This window comes from Marivibrio halodurans, assembly GCF_017963645.1.
Taxonomy (GTDB): domain Bacteria; phylum Pseudomonadota; class Alphaproteobacteria; order UBA8366; family Aestuariispiraceae; genus Marivibrio; species Marivibrio halodurans.
Genome location: NZ_JAGMWN010000014.1, coordinates 1 through 16,729, shown reverse-complemented (window position 1 = coordinate 16,729; position 16,729 = coordinate 1). Strand labels below are relative to the sequence as shown.

Here is a 16,729-nt window from a genome sequence, read left to right as displayed (position 1 = left end):
ACATGTAATATACCGAAAAAATCGGCTAACTGTAAACGTGCCCACCGGATTAACATCCGCGCGGGCCCGCTGGTGAAGCTAGGCGTTATCACGGAAAACCGATGAATCGCCTCCGTCTTTCCATGTCCTTAACGGCGCTTTTTTCGCGGAATGCCGTGCCGCGCCCACGCAATAGTCATATGAGGAAAGTGTAAGTGAATGGTGGACGATAATTTTATTGTACGCGCCTCCATTTGTAACGGCTGCGTCGTCACATGGGGGGGGGCGAGCCACCATCGGTGCGCTGATTTGCCCGTTTCGGAATACTGGACGTCGGGGCGCCGATACCTAACTGTGGGCAGGCATCCGAACGACCAAACTGCAGGAAAGGGGAATTCGGGAATGAGTCGCAGGATCATGATGGCCGTCGCTCTCGGCGCGGCGGTGGTTGGTAACGGGGCGGCGGCGCTTGCGCAGGACGGGGAAGGCGTGTTCCGCCGATGCCAGGCATGCCATTCCCTGGAGGCGGGGCAGAACAAGGTCGGCCCCTCGCTGAACGGTGTTGTCGGACGGCACGCGGGCACGGTCGAGGGGTTCCGCTATTCCGATCTGAATCATCAGGCCGGGGAGTTGGGGCTGGTCTGGACCAAGGAAAATATCGTCGAATACCTGCCCGATCCCCAGGGGTTCCTTGAATCCTATATCGAGGCCAATGGCGGCGACCCGAAAGGCCGCACGCGCATGCCGCGCATGCCGGTACAGCCGCCGCAGGCGGAAGCCGTCGTCGACTATATCGGGTCCCACGGCGAATAACCGCGCGGTTCCGCGCGGGCGCGCCCGGCCGGCTGGGTCGTCGGCCGGGGCGTTTCGCGCGGGGTCTCGTGAATGCCTCGGCGGCGGGCGCGGGTAAGCCGGTTGCCGGCGGGTGGGATTTGCGCTTCAGTGGATATGGGGTTCGGTACCGGGAGTCGTTCCGGCTGCCTGGGGCCGGATGCATGTTCCTCCCGCACGAAAGCGACCGCCATGCCGATCAATCCGGAGCTTTTCCTCGCCTTTTGCCTTGCGTCCGCGCTGCTGATCCTGGTGCCGGGGCCGGTCGTCACGCTGGTCGTCGCAACCAGCCTGAAGAGTGGCACGCGCACCGGCCTCCTGGCCGTGGTGGGGGCCAGCCTCGGAAACGCGGTGCTGATCATCGGCGCGGCCGTCGGCATCACCACGGTCATGGCGGTTCTGGCCGATCTTTCCTATGTCGTGCGCTATCTCGGCGCGGCCTATCTGATTTGGCTGGGCGTGCGGGAATGGCGGGCGCGGGCTGCCCCCGGCGATGGCGATCTGCCGGAGGGGATGAAGCCCCGCCGCGCCGCCGCCGTCATCGGTCAGGGCTTCCTGATCGGCGTCACCAATCCGAAGGCGATCCTGTTCTATATCGCCTTCTTCCCGCAGTTCCTGGACAATAGCCTGCCCGCGACGCCGCAGATGCTGGCCATGGTGCCCGCCTTTCTTTTGATCGCGGCGATTCTCGATGGCGGCTACGCGGTGCTGGCCGGACGGGTGCGCCGCCACATGGTCGACCCGGTCATGGCCCGCATCCGGCACAGGATCACCGGCACGCTGTTGATCGGCACCGGGATCGCGCTGGCCTTCACCCGGCGTTGAACGGCGGAAGGGCCATTCACCCCGCCCGGAATCCCGGGGGATCGTCCGCATGCGACAAATCGTGACGAGCCTCTCCTCTTTCCCAAGGACGCGTCACGGTTTATATCGCGGGGATCATGACTGGATTCGCGATATTCCTGATGGTCGCCGCGATGGTGATCACCCTCGGCATCGTCTTCGCGGGCGTCATTTCGATGGCGCGCGGGGGCGAGTTCAATCAGAAATGGGCCAACAAGTTGATGCGCGCGCGCGTGGTGATGCAACTCTTCGCGCTCGTCATGTTCGTGTTCGCGGTTTATCTGCTGCGAAACGGCGGGTAACGCATCCGCTCGGCCCGAACCGGAGACAAGGGGCGGCGCGATGGTCACGCTCTCCAAAATCTATACCCGGGGTGGCGACAAGGGCGAGACCTCGCTCGGCGACGGCTCGCGCCGGGCCAAGCACGATTTGCGAATCGAGGCCTACGGCACGGTGGACGAGGCCAATGCGGCGATCGGTCTGGTCCGCCTGCATGTTGGCGACGACCGGGCGCTCGACGCGCTTCTCTCCCGCATTCAGAACGATCTGTTCGACCTCGGCGCCGATCTCTGCACGCCGGAGGACGGCAAGCGCGGCGAGGGCGCGCTGCGGATCGAGGCATCCCAGGTCGCGGCGCTGGAGGGCGAGATCGACCGGCTGAACGCCGATCTGGCGCCGCTCAAGAGCTTCATCCTGCCGGGCGGCACGCCGGCGGCGGCGCATCTGCATCTGGCGCGCACCGTCACCCGGCGGGCGGAACGGCTGGTCGTCGCGCTGGCGGAGGTCGAGACCGTCAATGCCGAGGCGGTGAAGTATCTGAACCGGCTCTCGGACCTGTTCTTCGTGCTGGGCCGGCATGTCAATGACGGCGGGCGGTCCGACGTGCTCTGGGTGCCCGGCCAGAACCGCTGAGACCGCCCCGCCCCGCCCCATCGATCCGATTGAAGCGGCGCCGGAGAAGGACAGATGACCCTTGCGATCGACCCCGCCGCCCTGACCACGGGGCAACTCGCCGTCATGATCCTGCTGGCGGCGGTCTGCGTGACGGGGATGGTGCTGCACGCGGTGGCGCTGCGTCATCGCAGGCCGGGCGTGCCGCGCATCGGCCAGAAGGACAGCCTGTTCCGCAAGGCGGAGCAACACTATACCGAAACGGGCCTCAAGCTGATCGCGATTCAAAAGCGTCTCGTCGTGGGCGCGATGATTTTGGTCGTGCTTCTGTTCGTTCTTTCCCAGCCGCCGGGATAGGCCCTGTATCGCTTGCGTCGGTGACATCGTCATGGCGGGAGGCGGCGGATAGGCCGCTTGACTCGGCTTGAGACGGGGTCCTAAACAAGCGCACTTCAAGCGACGGGCGGCGAGTCGCGACGGTCGAGGCGAGCGGTCGCGCCCGAAATGGTCCCACGATTCACGGCCCGCGCGGCCGTCGGCCCGGACGGGTCGCGGCGCGGTCGGGTCCGGTCATCGAGCGGAGGTAATGCGGCGATGAAGGTTCTGGTTCCGGTCAAGCGGGTCGTCGACTACAACGTCAAGATTCGCGTCAAGGCGGACGGTAGCGGCGTCGAGACGGCGAATGTGAAAATGTCGATGAACCCGTTCGACGAAATCGCCGTCGAGCAGGCCGTGCGCCTCAAGGAAGCCGGCGCGGCGGAGGAGGTCGTCGCCGTCTCCATCGGCCCGCAGCAGGCCCAGGAGACGATCCGCACCGCGCTCGCCATGGGCGCCGACCGCGGCATCCACATCAAGCATGACGGCGAGGTCGAGCCACTGGCCGTCGCCAAGCTGCTCAAGGCCGTGGTGGAGAAGGAAGGCCCGGAACTGGTGCTGACCGGCAAGCAGGCGATCGACGACGACTGTAACCAGACCGGCCAGATGCTGGCCGCGCTGCTCGGCTGGGCCCAGGGCACCTTCGCTTCCAAGTTGGAAATCGCCGACGGTGGGGCCAAGGTAACGCGCGAGGTCGATGGCGGGCTGGAGACCATCCAACTCAAGCTGCCGGCGATCGTCTCGGTCGATCTGCGCCTGAACGAGCCGCGCTACGCCTCCCTGCCCAACATCATGAAGGCGAAGAAGAAGCCGATCGACGCGCATGAGCCGGCCGATTTCGGCGTCGATCCGACCCCGCGTCTCAAGACCGTGAAGGTCTCCGAACCGCCGCCGCGCCAGGGCGGCATCAAGGTCGAATCGGTCGACGAACTGGTCGAGAAGCTCAAGACCGAAGCCAAGGTCATCTAAGCGCCGCGACCCCGCGCGACATACCCTTTCAGGAGGACGTTTCATGAGCAATCTGGTCATCGCGGAATTCGCCGGCGACGAGATCTGGTCGGCGACGCTCAACACCGTCGCGGCCGCCAAGGAAATCGGCGGCGATATTCATGTCGCCTTGATCGGCACGGACTGCGACGCGGCCGCGGCCGCGGCCGCCAAGATCGAGGGCGTCTCGAAGGTCCTGGTCTGCGACGACCCCGCCTTCACGCATCAGATGGCGGAGGCCGTCGCCCCGAAGATCGCCGAACTGGCCGCGACTTACAGCCACGTGCTGGCACCGGCGGATACCTTCGGCAAGAACATCATGCCGCGCGCGGCGGCTCTGCTCGACGTGCAGCAGATTTCCGACATTTCCGCCGTTGTCGGCCCGACCAGCTTCGAGCGCCCTATCTATGCCGGCAACGCGCTGGCCGTGGTCGAGAGCGCGGAGAAGATCAACGTCATCACCGTGCGCATGACCTCTTTCGAGGCGGTCGCGGCCGAGGGCGGATCGGCCGAGATCGAGAAGGTCGGCGGCGCCGAGGCCCAGGAACTTTCGAGCTTCGTCGGCGCGGAGATGACCGAGAGCGAGCGCCCCGATCTGGCGACGGCGAAGATCGTCGTTTCCGGCGGGCGCGGCATGGGCTCGGGCGAGAATTTCGCGATCCTGGAGACGCTGGCCGATAAGCTCGGCGCGGCGGTCGGCGCCAGCCGCGCGGCGGTCGACGCGGGCTTCGTGCCCAACGACTATCAGGTCGGCCAAACCGGCAAGGTGATCGCCCCCGACCTTTATATCGCCGTCGGTATCTCCGGCGCGATCCAGCATCTGGCGGGCATGAAGGATTCGAAGACCATCGTCGCCATCAACAAGGACGACGAGGCGCCGATCTTCCAGGTCGCCGATTACGGCCTCGTCGCCGATCTGTTCGACGCGGTGCCGGAGCTGGAGAAGAAGCTCGGCTGACCGCGATCCTCACGGACGTCCTCGAAAGGGCGGCTCCTTCATGGAGCCGCCCTTTTCGTTTCTTTCATTTCGACCAGTCGATACGACGAGTTCTTGCTAAGGCGTATCGCCCGTTTCATAGTTGCAGTGCAATAAAATCATCATGCGGGGATGGAGTTCGGGGTTATGTTCAAGACCGTGGGCGTGGTGGGCGCCGGTCAGATGGGGCACGGCATCGCGCAGATTTCGGCGGCGAAGGGCGTCGCCGTGCGTCTCATGGATAGGGACGAGGAGGCGCTCGCGACGGGGCTGGAGAAAATCCGCAAGGGCCTCGCCCGCCAGGAGCGGCGCGGCCTTATCGGGGAAGCCGACGTCGGGGACACGCTGGCGCGGATCGAGACGGGGACGGATTTCTCCATCCTCGCCGATTGCGACATGGTCATCGAGGCGGCGAGCGAGAACGAGGAAGTCAAGCGCGACATCTTCAAGAAACTGATCCCGCATCTGAAGGCGGAGGCGATGCTGGCCTCCAATACCTCGTCGATCTCGATCACGCGGCTCGCCGCCGCGACCGACCGGCCGGCGCAATTCTGCGGTTGTCATTTCATGAACCCGGTGCCGGCGATGAATCTGGTCGAGTTGATCCGGGGGCTGGCCACGGCGGAGGAGACCTTCGAGGCCTTCCAGACCTATGCCGAGGCGCTGGACAAGACCGTCGCGGTTTCCGAGGACTTCCCCGGTTTCATCGTCAACCGCATCCTGTTGCCGATGATCAACGAGGCGATCTACACCCTTTATGAAGGGGTCGGGTCCGTCACCGCGATCGACACGGCGATGAAGCTCGGTACCAAGCATCCGCTGGGGCCGCTCGAACTGGCGGATTTCATCGGGCTCGACACCTGTCTCGCGATCCTGGGCGTGCTGCACGGCGATCTGGCGGACAGCAAGTATCGTCCCTGTCCCTTGCTGGTGAAATATGTCGAGGCCGGTTGGCTCGGCGTTAAGACCGGACGCGGGTTCTACGATTATTCCCAGGACGTCCCCCGGCCGACCCGGTGACGGGCGACGCGCTCTCCCGCAGGGCCGCGCTGATCGTCGCGTTGATCGGTCTGGCGGCCGTCAGCCATGCCGTGATCTTCATCCGCCTGGCGGAGGCGGCGCCGGCGCTCGTCATCGCCTTCGCGCGGGTCGGGCTGGCCACCGCCGTTTTCGCGCCCTTCGGGCTGATGGCCGCGCGGCGGCTTTCCCGGGACCGGTCACCGGGACGGGGGTCGGTCGGCCGGGCGATGGCGATCTCGGTGCTGGCGGGGGGCTTCCTTGCGCTGCATTTCGCCAGCTGGATCGCCTCGCTGGAGCGGATCACCATCGCGGAATCGACCGTCCTGGTCAGCCTGACGCCGCTATGGGTGGCTCTCTTCGATGTGGTGAGCGGGCGCGGCGTGCCGGGGCGCGCGCTGATCGCGGCCATCGCGCTCTGTCTTCTGGGGACGGCGGTGCTGGCCTTCGGTGGGGTGAGCCGCGTCGACGGCGACCCGCTCGGCCTGGTGCTGGCCGGCGCGGGTGGGGTGTGCATGGCCGCCTATCTGGTGGCCGGGCGTGGCGCGCGCGCGGTTCTGCCGACCAGCGCCTATGTGACGCTTTGCTATGGCGCGGCGGCCGTCCTGCTCGCGCTCGGCGTGGCGGCGAGTGGGGCGCCTGTCGTCGGGTTCGACGCGCGCACGGTGATCGCGCTGCTGGCGCTCGGTCTCGTCAGTCAGGTGATCGGCCATACCAGCTATAACTGGACGCTCTCGACCCTGCCGCCGGTCCTGGTGGCGATCCTGCTGTTGGGGGAGCCGGTGTTCGGCAGCCTGCTCGGTTGGCTCTATCTGGGCGAGACGGTCCCACCCGGCGCGGCCGTCGGAGGCGCGGCCATTCTTGCCGGGCTCTGGCTCGCGATCCGGGCGGAGATGCGTCTGGCGGCATCCGGGGAGTGAAGGGCGAAGGGGGGGGGCGTCGCCCGTGTGACGGGATTCGTTATTTGGCGGATGTCGGCGTCGGCGTCTCGCCGGGGGTGGCCGCGCGGTTCGTGGGCGTGTCCTGTTCGTCGCCAAGGACGGGGAAGGCGACCGTCACCGTCGCCCCCTTTCCCTTCACGCTTTCGATCCGGGTCGTTCCGCCATGCAGGCGCACGAGGCTGTCGACGATCGCGAGGCCGAGGCCCGTTCCGCCCATGCGCTTGGTATAGCTGGTGGTTTCCTGGTGGAAGGGTTGCATCACGCGTTCGATTTCCTCCGCCGCGATGCCGACGCCACGGTCGGTGACGGAAATATGCAGGTAGCCTTCGATCGGCTCGGCGGCGATGCGAATTTCCTCGCCCTCGTAGGAAAATTTCGTGGCGTTGGAGAGCAGGTTGAGGATCACCTGCCGGAAGGCCGTCTGGTCGGCGCGGATGCGCGCATCCTCGGGGAAGTCATAGCGGATGGACAGGTTTCGCTCGCCCATTTGAACATGGACGAGGCGTTCCAGATCGCGAATCGTGCGCGCCGCGTCGATCGGCACGGGCGCGATCTCCCGCTGGCCGGCCTCGATCTTGGTATAGTCGAGCAGGTCGTTGATCAGCAGCAGAAGGTGCCGGCCGCTATCGTTGATGTCCTGGGCATATTCGTCGGCGCGGCCCTCCGCCTTGCCGCCGACCAGCAGGTCGGAAAATCCGATGATCGCGTTTAGCGGCGTGCGCAACTCGTGGCTCATGCTGGCCAGGAAGATCGATTTGGCGCGGTTGGCGGCTTCCGCCTCGGCGGCGAAGCGTTCGGCTTGTTCCTTGGCGTGGCGCAGGCGTTGCTCGCGCTCGTTGACGCCGTCGACGAAATGCCGGGCGGCCTGGGCGATCTGGGCGATCTCGTCGCGCCCTTCCTCGGGAATAGGCTCGGCCTCGCCATGGCGCTGCGCGTGGAGCGCGAAGCTCAGCCGGTCGAGCCGGCTCAACACGCGCCGCCGCGCATAGCCCCAGAGCCCCGCAACCGCCAGCACGCCCAGCAGGACGATCGCCGACAGCACGAGGACACTGTCCTGGGCGGTTCGGCTGTAGCGCGCGCTCATCGCGCCGGTCGCTTCCTGCAGCAGGGACGAGAGGTCGCGGGATGCTCCGACGAACCGGTTGGCAAGGATCTTGTTGCGCGCGAGCAGGCCGTTCTGCGCGCTGCGCATCGCTTCCAGGCGGGTCTTGGTGGCGAACAGGTTGTCCGCGTCCGACTCGATCAATCTTTCCGCCTTGGCCAGAAGATCCTTGAGAGGGGCCGCGGTATCCTCGCCGATCGCCTCGACGACATGCATATCCGCGCGCAATGTCTTCAGCAGCGTGTCCGCCGTCCGCGCGTTTCGCCGCACCAGTGCCGGGTTGGATATGCCAGAGAGGGTCAGCCCCTCGGTCAGTAACCGATCATAGGTTTCCAGCCATCGGTGTTGCGTGGCGAGACCGCTCGGCCCGCCGAAATTAGGCAACCCCGCGCCATCATCCTGCAGCGCGCGCGCCATGCGGCCCGCATGCAGGTCGTAGGACCGGTTCATCAGCTTACGCAGCGCGCTTAACTGTTCGCTCAATCGCTGGTCGACGCGAAGCCGTTCGCGAACCGTCTCGTCCAGATGCTTCAGGTTCGCGGTCAGCGCGCGCCGCTCGTCGACGATCCGTTCCAACGCCGCCGCCCCGGTGCCGCTCTCCAGATAATCCTCCACCGCCAGCGCGTCGAGATAGCGGTCGAGCAGTTGGAATTGATCGTCGATCTCGTGATTGACCGTGCGCCGGGCATAATCGGTCTCCACCGCCGCCAACTGGGGGGCGATGGAAGCGATCGCCTGGGAATATTGCGCGATCCGGCCGGCATCAATCAGTTGCGGCACGGTGCGCGTGCGCAACAGGTCGAAGCCGCCGCGCAAATCCTGAAAGATCAGCACGGCGATCAGGAGGCTGCCGCAAGTCACGACGCCGAATACGGCGATCGCGGCGACGAACCGAACGGATATCAACGACCAGCGCACCGAACCACAATCCTCTCGACCCACGGGCGGTATCGGGCCGTCAGCGCAGTGGCGGCGCGTAGATCAAACCACCATCCGTCCACAGCGCGTTCAGGCCGCGCGGGATGCGCAAGGGCGATCCTTCGCCGAGATTGCGCTCATAAATCTCACCATAGTTCCCGGTCGCCACGATCGCCCGGCGCGCCCAGTTGTCGTCGAGCCCGAACAACGCCCCCACGCCGGAATCGAGCCCGAGCAGCCGCCGAACCTCCGGGTTCGTGCTGTCGGCGAAATCGTCGATCGTGGCGGCCGTGATGCCGTGTTCCTCGGCGAGGATCAGGACGAAGATGACCCATTGCACCATATCATGCCAGTCCTCGTCGCCTCGTCGGATCGTGGGGCCCAGCGGCTCCTTGGACACGACATCCTCGAACAGCACGAACTGTTCCGGATCGGACGCCCGGTTGAGACGCTGGGAGACCAGCGCGACGCGGTCCTGGGTCATCAGGTCGCATTCCCGGCTGAAGAAGGAGGAGTAAACACCTTCCAGCGACTCATAGGCACGGATCGAGAAGCTTGGATAGCGCGTGCGCACCAGTTCCTCGAGATTGCGGATCGTCGTCGTGTTCTTGCTGACGCACACGCTGGTGCCGTCCGGCATGTCGTCCAGCCGCCTGGCGTCCAGCGCGCGATGCCCGAGGAACCCCTGACCATCGTAATAGATCGGTTGCGTGAAGGCGAGGCCGAGTTCCGTGTCGCGCGTGGCGGTCCAGGTGGTGTTGGACATCAGGATATCGAAGGCGTCGGCGTTGAGTGCGTCGAACCGAACGACGTAATTGACCTCGATCCATTCCACCGCTTCGGGGTCGCCGATCACGGCGGCCGCGATCGCCCGGCAGAAATCGGGAAAGAACCCGCTCCATCGGCCGGTCTGATCGATCTCGGAGACGCCGATGCCGCTGCGGATGACCCCGCATCGCAATAGCCCCTCGTCCCGGATCCGGTCCAAGGTTTCCGACCCGTCCTGTGCCTGGGCGGCTTCAGGGGGCAGGGCGGCCAGCGGAAGCGCGAGTGACAGGACGGCGATCGCGAGGAAATGGCCGGCCCGCCGCGCGATTCCCCGCGTGGGTCCTTGCCCGCGATCGACCGTTCCGTCGCGGTTCGTCGCCGTCGGATATCGCATGCGCTGTCGTCCCCCTTGATCGCGGCCGTGCCGCAAGCCCCTTTATCGCGGCGCATGAAATGCCGCGTTCCCCTGGGGCGTTGATTTCGCCCCATTGTTTCGACCACATCGCCCTCGGACCCTCCCCGTGGGCTGTGTTCTTCCCCATGGGCCGTATCGCCCCTACCCCTATACGTTTCCAAGGACTCCTGCGGCATGGAAGTCCCTTGCCCGGCTTCATTATCCGGGGCGACCGGGCGTCTCCGCCGACCGGCCCCGTCGACGGCAGATTAGCCAGGAAAGACCGGCTATTCCTAGGCCTGATCGAGCGGTTGGTCGAGTCCGTCCGATTCGCTCTCGTCGATGACGTGGCGGATCATCTCCCGCGCGTCGGCGGCATTCCACTTCGCCGCGCCCAGGAAATGGCCGACGGCGCGGCCCCGGCGGTCTATCAGGAAGGTGGTGGGCAGCCCCTTCACGCCCATGGCGCGGCCCAGCGCGCTGTTCGGATCGTAGAAGACCGGCAGGCGCGGCAGGCCCAGCCGGTCGCGGACGAAGGGCTCCGCCACATCCCGGCCGCCCCGGTCCTGGCTGATCGCCAGGACGGTGAAATCCTCTCCTCCCATGCCGTCCTGAAGCGCGGCCAGATCCGGCATCTCCTCGATGCAGGGCGCGCACCAGGTGGCCCAGAAATTGACCAACAGGACTCGCCCCCGGAAATCCTTGAAATGCCGGGTGTCGCCCGTCCCGTCCAGAAAGGGCTCCGTCGCGGGTTCGCGACGCCTGTCATAGAGGATGAAGCCTTGCATCGCCCCGTTCGTCGGCGGATAGTCCGCCGCGCGGGCCCGCCCCGCATGCGAGAGAACGAGCGAGGCGGTGAGCGATAGCGCCGCCCCGCCGGCCATGAAGCGAAGCGCCGTTCGGCGGGCCGGGTCATGGCGAAGCGACTTCCGCCCCGGCTTTCCGGCATGTGTTTCGGGGGAAAGTGGCTCGGCACGGGCGCGCATCGCGATATCGTTCCTTCGAACAGGGCTCTCCGCATGCTATCGCCGGATCGGCGATACGGGATCGACCTACGGGACCGCGAATCAATCTGGCGCCGCAACGGGATGAAGGCAAGAGCAGGGTCATGAGCGCGAACGAGATGTGGGGCGGGCGTTTCGCCGCGGGCCCCTCGGCCATCATGCAGGAAATCAACGCATCGATCGATGTCGACCGGCGCTTCGCCGCGCAGGATATCCGCGGCTCGAAGGCGCATTCCGACATGCTGGCCGCGCAAGGCATCATTTCGGACGGCGACCGCGACGCGATCCATGGTGGCTTGGAGCGTATCGCGCGGGAGATCGAGGACGGGCATTTCGACTTCAAGGCGGAACTCGAGGACATCCACATGAATGTGGAAGCGCGGCTCAAGGAGCTGATCGGGGAGCCGGCCGGTCGCCTGCACACCGCGCGCAGCCGCAACGACCAGGTGGTGACGGATTTCCGGCTTTGGCTGCGCGGCGCGATCGACGAGTTGGAGCCGGCGATGGCCGACCTTCAGCGCGCGCTGATCGACAAGGCGGAGGCGCATGCCGACGTGCTGATGCCGGGCTATACGCACCTTCAAACGGCCCAGCCCGTAACCTTCGGCCATCACCTGATGGCCTATGTCGAGATGGTCGGGCGCGACCGGGGGCGGGTGCGGGATTGCCGCGCGCGCCTCAATGAATGTCCGCTGGGGGCGGCCGCGCTCGCCGGGACCTCCTTTCCGATCGACCGTCATCGCACGGCCGAGGCGCTGGGCTTCGACCGCCCGACCGAGAATTCGATGGACAGCGTCGCCGCGCGCGATTTCGCGCTGGAATTCCTGGCCGCGGCCTCGATCCACGCGGTGCATCTCTCGCGCTTGGCGGAGGAGATCGTGATCTGGATGTCGGAGCCCTTCGGCTTCGTCGCGCTGACCGACGCCTTCACCACCGGCAGTTCGATCATGCCGCAGAAGAAGAACCCGGACGCGGCCGAGCTGGTGCGCGCCAAGCCGGGGCGCGTCCTGGGTGCCTTCATGACCCTCGCGACCGTCATGAAGGGGCTGCCGATGACCTACGGCAAGGACATGCAGGAAGACAAGGAACCGGTCTTCGAGGCGGCCGATACCCTCGCTCTCGCCGTCGCCGCCATGACCGGCATGGTCGATGATATGACCCCCCGGCCCGAGAATATGCGCCGCGCGCTGGAGAAGGGGTTCCCCACCGCCACCGATCTGGCCGATTGGTGCGTGCGCGTGCTGGGCCTGCCCTTCCGGGATGCGCACCATGTCACCGGCGCCATCGTGCGCGCGGCGGAGGAGCGCGGCTGCGACCTCGCGGCGCTCGATCTCCCCACGATGCAACGGGTGGAACCGCGCATCACGGAGGATATATACTCCGTCCTGTCGCCGGATGCCTCGGCGGCCAGCCGGACGAGTCACGGGGGTACCGCGCCGGAACAGGTTCGCGCCGCCGCCCACCGCGCGCGCGATCGATTCCTGCGCGCGGCCCCGGGCGAAGCGCGGGGCACCGCATCGAGGAAGGGAGACGAGGCATGATGACGGAACGGCTTCGGCGCATCGCCGGCCTGCTGGCGATCGGGTTGCTGGCGGGCGGTCTGCTCGCGGGGTGCGGCAAGGAAGGCTCGCCGAAGCCGCCGGCGGGGGACGGTGCCCCCTATCCGCGCACCTATCCGTCGGAAGGCTGAGGCCCGTGAACCATTTCGAATACAGGAACGGCGTGTTGCATGCGGAGGGCGTACCCCTGCCGCGCATCGCGGCCGAGGTCGGGACGCCCGTCTATGTCTATTCGACGGCGACGCTGACCCGGCATTACCGCGTGTTCGCCGATGCCTTCGCCGCCACCGGTTTGGACGCGACGGTCTGCTACGCGGTCAAGGCGAACAGCAATCAGGCGGTCATCGCGACGCTCGCCCAGCTCGGCGCGGGCGCCGATGTGGTCTCGGAAGGGGAATTGCGGCGTGCGCTGGCCGCCGGTGTTCCGCGCGGGAAGATCGTCTTCTCCGGCGTCGGCAAGAGCGCGGCCGAGATGGCCTTCGCGATCGAGGCGGGGATCGCCCAGATCAATGTCGAATCCGTGGCCGAACTCGACCAGCTCTCCCGCGTGGCGAGCGGCATGGGTGCGGAGGTGCCGATCGCGCTGCGCGTCAATCCGGATGTCGACGCGAAGACGCACGCCAAGATCTCCACCGGCAAGAAGGAGAACAAGTTCGGCATCGATATCGACGACGCGCCGGCGATCTTCGCCCGCGCGCGCGACCTGCCGGGCCTGGCGCCGATCTCCATCGCGGTGCATATCGGCAGCCAGTTGACCGATCTCGCCCCTTATCGCGCCGCCTTCGGGCGGGTGGCGGACCTCGCCAGGGCGTTACAGGCGGACGGGTTCGATATCCGTCACCTCGATCTCGGCGGCGGTCTCGGCATTCCCTACGACGCGGAGGACCCGCCGCCGCCCGACGCCTATGCCCGGATGGTGGCGGAGACGGTCGGCGATCTCGGCCTGCCGGTTATGCTGGAGCCGGGGCGCATGATCGTCGGCAACGCCGGTGTTCTCCTGGCGCGCACGCTCTATATCAAGCAGGGTAGGGAAAAGCGCTTCGCGGTGCTGGACGCCGCGATGAACGATCTGATCCGGCCGGCGCTCTATGACGGGCATCATCGCATCCAGCGGGTGCGGGAGCCGGAGGCGGACGCGGAGCCGCTGGCCTATGACGTGGTCGGCCCCGTCTGCGAGAGCGGCGATACCTTCGCCACCGGCCGGCGGATCGCGCCGCTCGCCGCCGACGACTTGGTGGTGTTCGGCAGCGCGGGCGCCTATGGCGCGGTCATGGCCTCGACCTACAACAGCCGGCTTCTGGTGCCGGAGGTGTTGGTGAATGGCGATCGCTACGCGGTGGTGCGTGGGCGCCAAACTTATGACGAAATGATCGGTCAGGATCGCTTGGCGGATTGGTTGCGGGCGGATGCGCCGGAACCGTCCGTGACCGACAATCAGGAGACGCCCAGACGGGCGGCCGGAGCCGACGGATGATCGACGCGAGGAACCGGGGGGACGGAAGCGGACCGACGCGCGAGGCGCCGGACGCCCGACCGCCCGGTTCCGGCGCGATGGCTTGGCGGCTGGGCCTGTCATGGGCGGCGCTGCTGTTGGAACGGGCATGGCGGGAAGCCTGGGCACCGGTCGCGGTGACGGCCCTGTTCCTCGCGGTCGCCGTATCGGGCGCGCTCCCGCTGCTCGGCGGGTGGGCGCATGGCGCGGTCCTGGCGGGATTCGCGCTCGCCTTCCTTCTGTTGCTGGTGCGGGCGCTCCGGCGGATCGCCCCGCCCACCGCCGCCGATGCCCGCCGGCGGCTGGAGCGGGTCAATCATCTCGACGACCGCCCGCTGGAGACGCTGGCCGACCGGCCGAGCGATCCCAGCCCCCAGGCTCTGGCCCTGTGGCGCCGGCATCGCCGCCGCGCCGCCGCGCGCATCGCGGCCCTGCGCGTCGGCGCGCCCAGCCCGCGCGTCGCCGATCGCGATCCGCGCGCGCTGCGCCTTGTCGCCTTCGTGGCGCTGGGCGGGGCGTTTCTCGCCTCCGGCTCGCAAGGGGGCGCGCGCTTCCTTCAGGCTCTCTCGCCCGCTTTCTCCGATCCGGCCGCGGTCGCGCGCGTCGCGGTCGATGCCTGGATCGCGCCGCCGGACTACACGGGCCTGGCGCCGATCTTCCTAGACCGCGACGGGGTGCGGGAACGGCGCGATGGGGACGCGGCGAATGGCGCGCGACAGGCCGAGGCCGCCGCGAACGGCCCGGCGGCGGAGCCGGAGACCATCGCGGCGCCCGTGGGCTCGCGCCTGTCGATCCAGGTGGCCACCCCGCCGGAGGAGCCGGTTCTGACCGCTCCGGATGGGACGTCCGTGTCGTTCGAGCGTTTCGGCCCCGATGCCCGGCGCCTGGAAACGGCGATCACGACGGGTGGCCTCTATCGTCTGGAGATCGCGGGGCGGACCGTCGCCCGATGGCGCGTCGCCGCCGTGCCGGACCAGCCGCCGGTGATCGAGATGCCGGAGAGCCCGCGCGCGACCCCGCAACTCTCGCTTCGGATCAGTTATGCCGCGCGTGACGACTACGGGGTGGAAAAGGCCCGCGCGCGCCTCACCCGCGTCGACGGTCCCCAGGACGATGCGGAGGCGATCACCCTCGACCTTCCGGCGCCGGGCGCGGCGCGCAACGGTGACGCGCTGTCGAGTTATCGCGATCTGACGGCCCATCCTTGGGCGGGGGGCGAGGTGCGAATGGTGCTGCAAGCCGAGGACGCGATCGGCCAGACGGGGGAGAGCGAGCCGCTGACCCTCACCCTGCCGCAGCGGGTCTTCCAGCACCCGGTGGCGCGCGCGATCGTCGATTTCCGGCGGCAACTCGCCTGGGACCCGGTGGGGCACCGCGAGGCGGTGCGCGACGGGCTCGATACGTTGGCGTGGCAGACGGAGCATTATGGCGGCGATCCGACGGTCTTCCTCTCGCTCGGCAGCGCGGTTCGGCGCCTGGAACTCGACCGCCAAGGGCGGCAACCATCGCCCGCCGCGATCGCGGGCCTGTTGCGGCAACTCTGGGAGACCGCGCTTTATCTGGAGGATGGCGGCACCTCGCTCGCGCTGGAGCGGTTGCGGGCGGCGGAACGCGCCTTGCAGGAGGCGTTGGAGCGCGGCGCCGAGATGGATGAGCTTGAACGCCTGATGGACGAGCTGCAGCAGGCCATGAACGACTATATGCAAGCCATGGCCGAGCAGCTTCGCGACCAGCAGCGCAACGGCGAGGAGATGCCGACCCTCGACCCCGAGAATCAGGCCAATACCGTGCGGCCGCAGGACCTGAACCAGATGATGGATCAGATCCGCGAGATGATGCGCAACGGCATGAAGGATGCCGCCCAGCAGATGTTGAGCCAGCTTCAGCAGATGATGGAGAACATGCGCGCGGGCGTCATGCCGCAGATGTCGCCCGATGCGCGCGAGGCGATGGACATGATGAAGGACCTGCAGGACATCATGCGCGGCCAGCAGGAATTGATGGACCGGACCTTCAACGAATCGAACCGGAACGGGCAGGGACGCAGCGGCGAGGGGATGGGCACCCAGCCGGGCGAGACGGATCGCGCCCGGCGCGACGGCTCCAACGGCATGAACGGCGACGTGCCGTCGCCCGACGCCGCGTTGCAGGAGGCGCTGCGTCGGCAATTGGGCGACGTGATGCGCCGCTTCGGCGAGATGATGGGCGACATCCCGCAACCCTTCGGCAATGCCGAAGGCGAGATGCGTCAATCCGGCGAGGCATTGCGCCAGGGACGGCCCGACCGCGCCGTCGGCCCGCAGGGCCGCGCGATGGATCAGTTGCAATCGGCCGCCGAGGCCGCGCGCAACGCCTTCATGGAGCGCTTCACGCAACAGAACGGCGTCGGCCAGCAGATGCCCGGCGAAGGCGGGGCGGAGAGCACGGACCCCTTCGGCCGCGAACCCTCGGACAGTTTCCGGGGGGCGGCGGACGGGAATGTGCGCGTACCCTCGGGCTCGGAGATGCAGCGCTCGCGCGAGATCCGGGATGAATTGCGCCGCCGCTCCGGCGACCGGTCGCGTCCCGGCTTCGAGCTCGACTATTACGACCGGCTGCTTGATCAGTTTCGCTGAGGGGCGGGGCCGGCGGGATATGCCGGGCCGTCATGCT

General features: G+C 67.3%; 16 protein-coding genes. 13 read left to right on the top strand and 3 right to left on the bottom strand.

The window, feature by feature from the left end:
* Window positions 1-381: 381 nt before the first annotated feature.
* The 9 genes from KAJ83_RS18565 to KAJ83_RS18525 all read left to right on the top strand — a co-directional run bounded on the left by KAJ83_RS18565 (window position 382) and on the right by KAJ83_RS18525 (window position 6,819).
* Window positions 382-792 (top strand): c-type cytochrome, encoded by a 411-nt coding sequence (locus tag KAJ83_RS18565; protein ID WP_210683622.1) that lies wholly within the window; start codon window positions 382-384, stop codon window positions 790-792.
* A gap of 210 nt (window positions 793-1,002) precedes the next feature.
* Entirely contained in the window at window positions 1,003-1,635 is a 633-nt protein-coding gene (locus KAJ83_RS18560; RefSeq protein WP_210683621.1) for a LysE family translocator, read from the top strand.
* Window positions 1,636-1,751: 116 nt separating this feature from the next.
* Window positions 1,752-1,955: a twin transmembrane helix small protein gene (locus KAJ83_RS18555; protein ID WP_210683620.1), complete on the top strand. Its 204-nt coding sequence runs from the start codon at window positions 1,752-1,754 to the stop codon at window positions 1,953-1,955.
* 40 nt (window positions 1,956-1,995) lie between these two features.
* Window positions 1,996-2,565 (top strand): cob(I)yrinic acid a,c-diamide adenosyltransferase, encoded by a 570-nt coding sequence (locus KAJ83_RS18550; RefSeq protein ID WP_210683619.1) that lies wholly within the window; start codon window positions 1,996-1,998, stop codon window positions 2,563-2,565.
* 54 nt (window positions 2,566-2,619) lie between these two features.
* Window positions 2,620-2,901 carry a hypothetical protein gene (locus KAJ83_RS18545; protein ID WP_210683618.1) on the top strand — a complete coding sequence of 94 codons (282 nt, stop codon included), beginning with the start codon at window positions 2,620-2,622 and terminating at the stop codon, window positions 2,899-2,901.
* A 237-nt stretch (window positions 2,902-3,138) separates the two neighbouring features.
* A complete protein-coding gene (locus tag KAJ83_RS18540; protein WP_210683617.1) occupies window positions 3,139-3,888 on the top strand; it encodes an electron transfer flavoprotein subunit beta/FixA family protein in 750 nt (249 codons plus the stop codon).
* Between the two features lie 43 nt (window positions 3,889-3,931).
* On the top strand, window positions 3,932-4,864 hold the full coding sequence (locus KAJ83_RS18535; protein ID WP_210683616.1) for an electron transfer flavoprotein subunit alpha/FixB family protein: 933 nt from the start codon (window positions 3,932-3,934) through the stop codon (window positions 4,862-4,864).
* Between the two features lie 165 nt (window positions 4,865-5,029).
* Complete coding sequence (locus tag KAJ83_RS18530; RefSeq protein WP_210683615.1) at window positions 5,030-5,902, top strand: 3-hydroxybutyryl-CoA dehydrogenase; 873 nt, start codon at window positions 5,030-5,032, stop codon at window positions 5,900-5,902.
* On the top strand, window positions 5,899-6,819 hold the full coding sequence (locus KAJ83_RS18525; protein ID WP_210683614.1) for a DMT family transporter: 921 nt from the start codon (window positions 5,899-5,901) through the stop codon (window positions 6,817-6,819). Before KAJ83_RS18530 ends, KAJ83_RS18525 begins: the two co-directional genes overlap by 4 nt.
* A 40-nt stretch (window positions 6,820-6,859) precedes the next feature.
* Here KAJ83_RS18525 and KAJ83_RS19715 read toward each other — a convergent pair whose 3' ends face one another.
* From KAJ83_RS19715 to KAJ83_RS18510, 3 genes are all read right to left on the bottom strand, one after another.
* The gene (locus KAJ83_RS19715; RefSeq protein ID WP_210683613.1) at window positions 6,860-8,860 is read right to left on the bottom strand and encodes an ATP-binding protein; all 2,001 of its coding nucleotides are present in this window, start codon (window positions 8,858-8,860) and stop codon (window positions 6,860-6,862) included.
* A gap of 40 nt (window positions 8,861-8,900) precedes the next feature.
* Entirely contained in the window at window positions 8,901-10,022 is a 1,122-nt protein-coding gene (locus KAJ83_RS18515; RefSeq protein WP_210683612.1) for an amino acid ABC transporter substrate-binding protein, read from the bottom strand.
* A 293-nt stretch (window positions 10,023-10,315) separates the two neighbouring features.
* Window positions 10,316-11,008 carry a TlpA disulfide reductase family protein gene (locus KAJ83_RS18510; RefSeq protein WP_210683611.1) on the bottom strand — a complete coding sequence of 231 codons (693 nt, stop codon included), beginning with the start codon at window positions 11,006-11,008 and terminating at the stop codon, window positions 10,316-10,318.
* Window positions 11,009-11,130: 122 nt separating this feature from the next.
* Here KAJ83_RS18510 and argH point away from each other — a divergent pair, with 122 nt between their 5' ends.
* From argH to KAJ83_RS18490, 4 genes are read left to right on the top strand one after another with little or no spacing between them, the layout of a single operon-like run.
* On the top strand, window positions 11,131-12,567 hold the full coding sequence (argH, locus tag KAJ83_RS18505) for an argininosuccinate lyase (RefSeq protein WP_210683610.1): 1,437 nt from the start codon (window positions 11,131-11,133) through the stop codon (window positions 12,565-12,567).
* Window positions 12,564-12,716: a hypothetical protein gene (locus tag KAJ83_RS18500; protein ID WP_210683711.1), complete on the top strand. Its 153-nt coding sequence runs from the start codon at window positions 12,564-12,566 to the stop codon at window positions 12,714-12,716. Before argH ends, KAJ83_RS18500 begins: the two co-directional genes overlap by 4 nt.
* A 5-nt stretch (window positions 12,717-12,721) precedes the next feature.
* Window positions 12,722-14,059 (top strand): diaminopimelate decarboxylase, encoded by a 1,338-nt coding sequence (gene lysA / locus KAJ83_RS18495; RefSeq protein ID WP_210683609.1) that lies wholly within the window; start codon window positions 12,722-12,724, stop codon window positions 14,057-14,059.
* The gene (locus tag KAJ83_RS18490) at window positions 14,056-16,692 is read left to right on the top strand and encodes a TIGR02302 family protein (protein ID WP_210683608.1); all 2,637 of its coding nucleotides are present in this window, start codon (window positions 14,056-14,058) and stop codon (window positions 16,690-16,692) included. Before lysA ends, KAJ83_RS18490 begins: the two co-directional genes overlap by 4 nt.
* The last annotated feature ends 37 nt before the right edge of the window (window positions 16,693-16,729 follow it).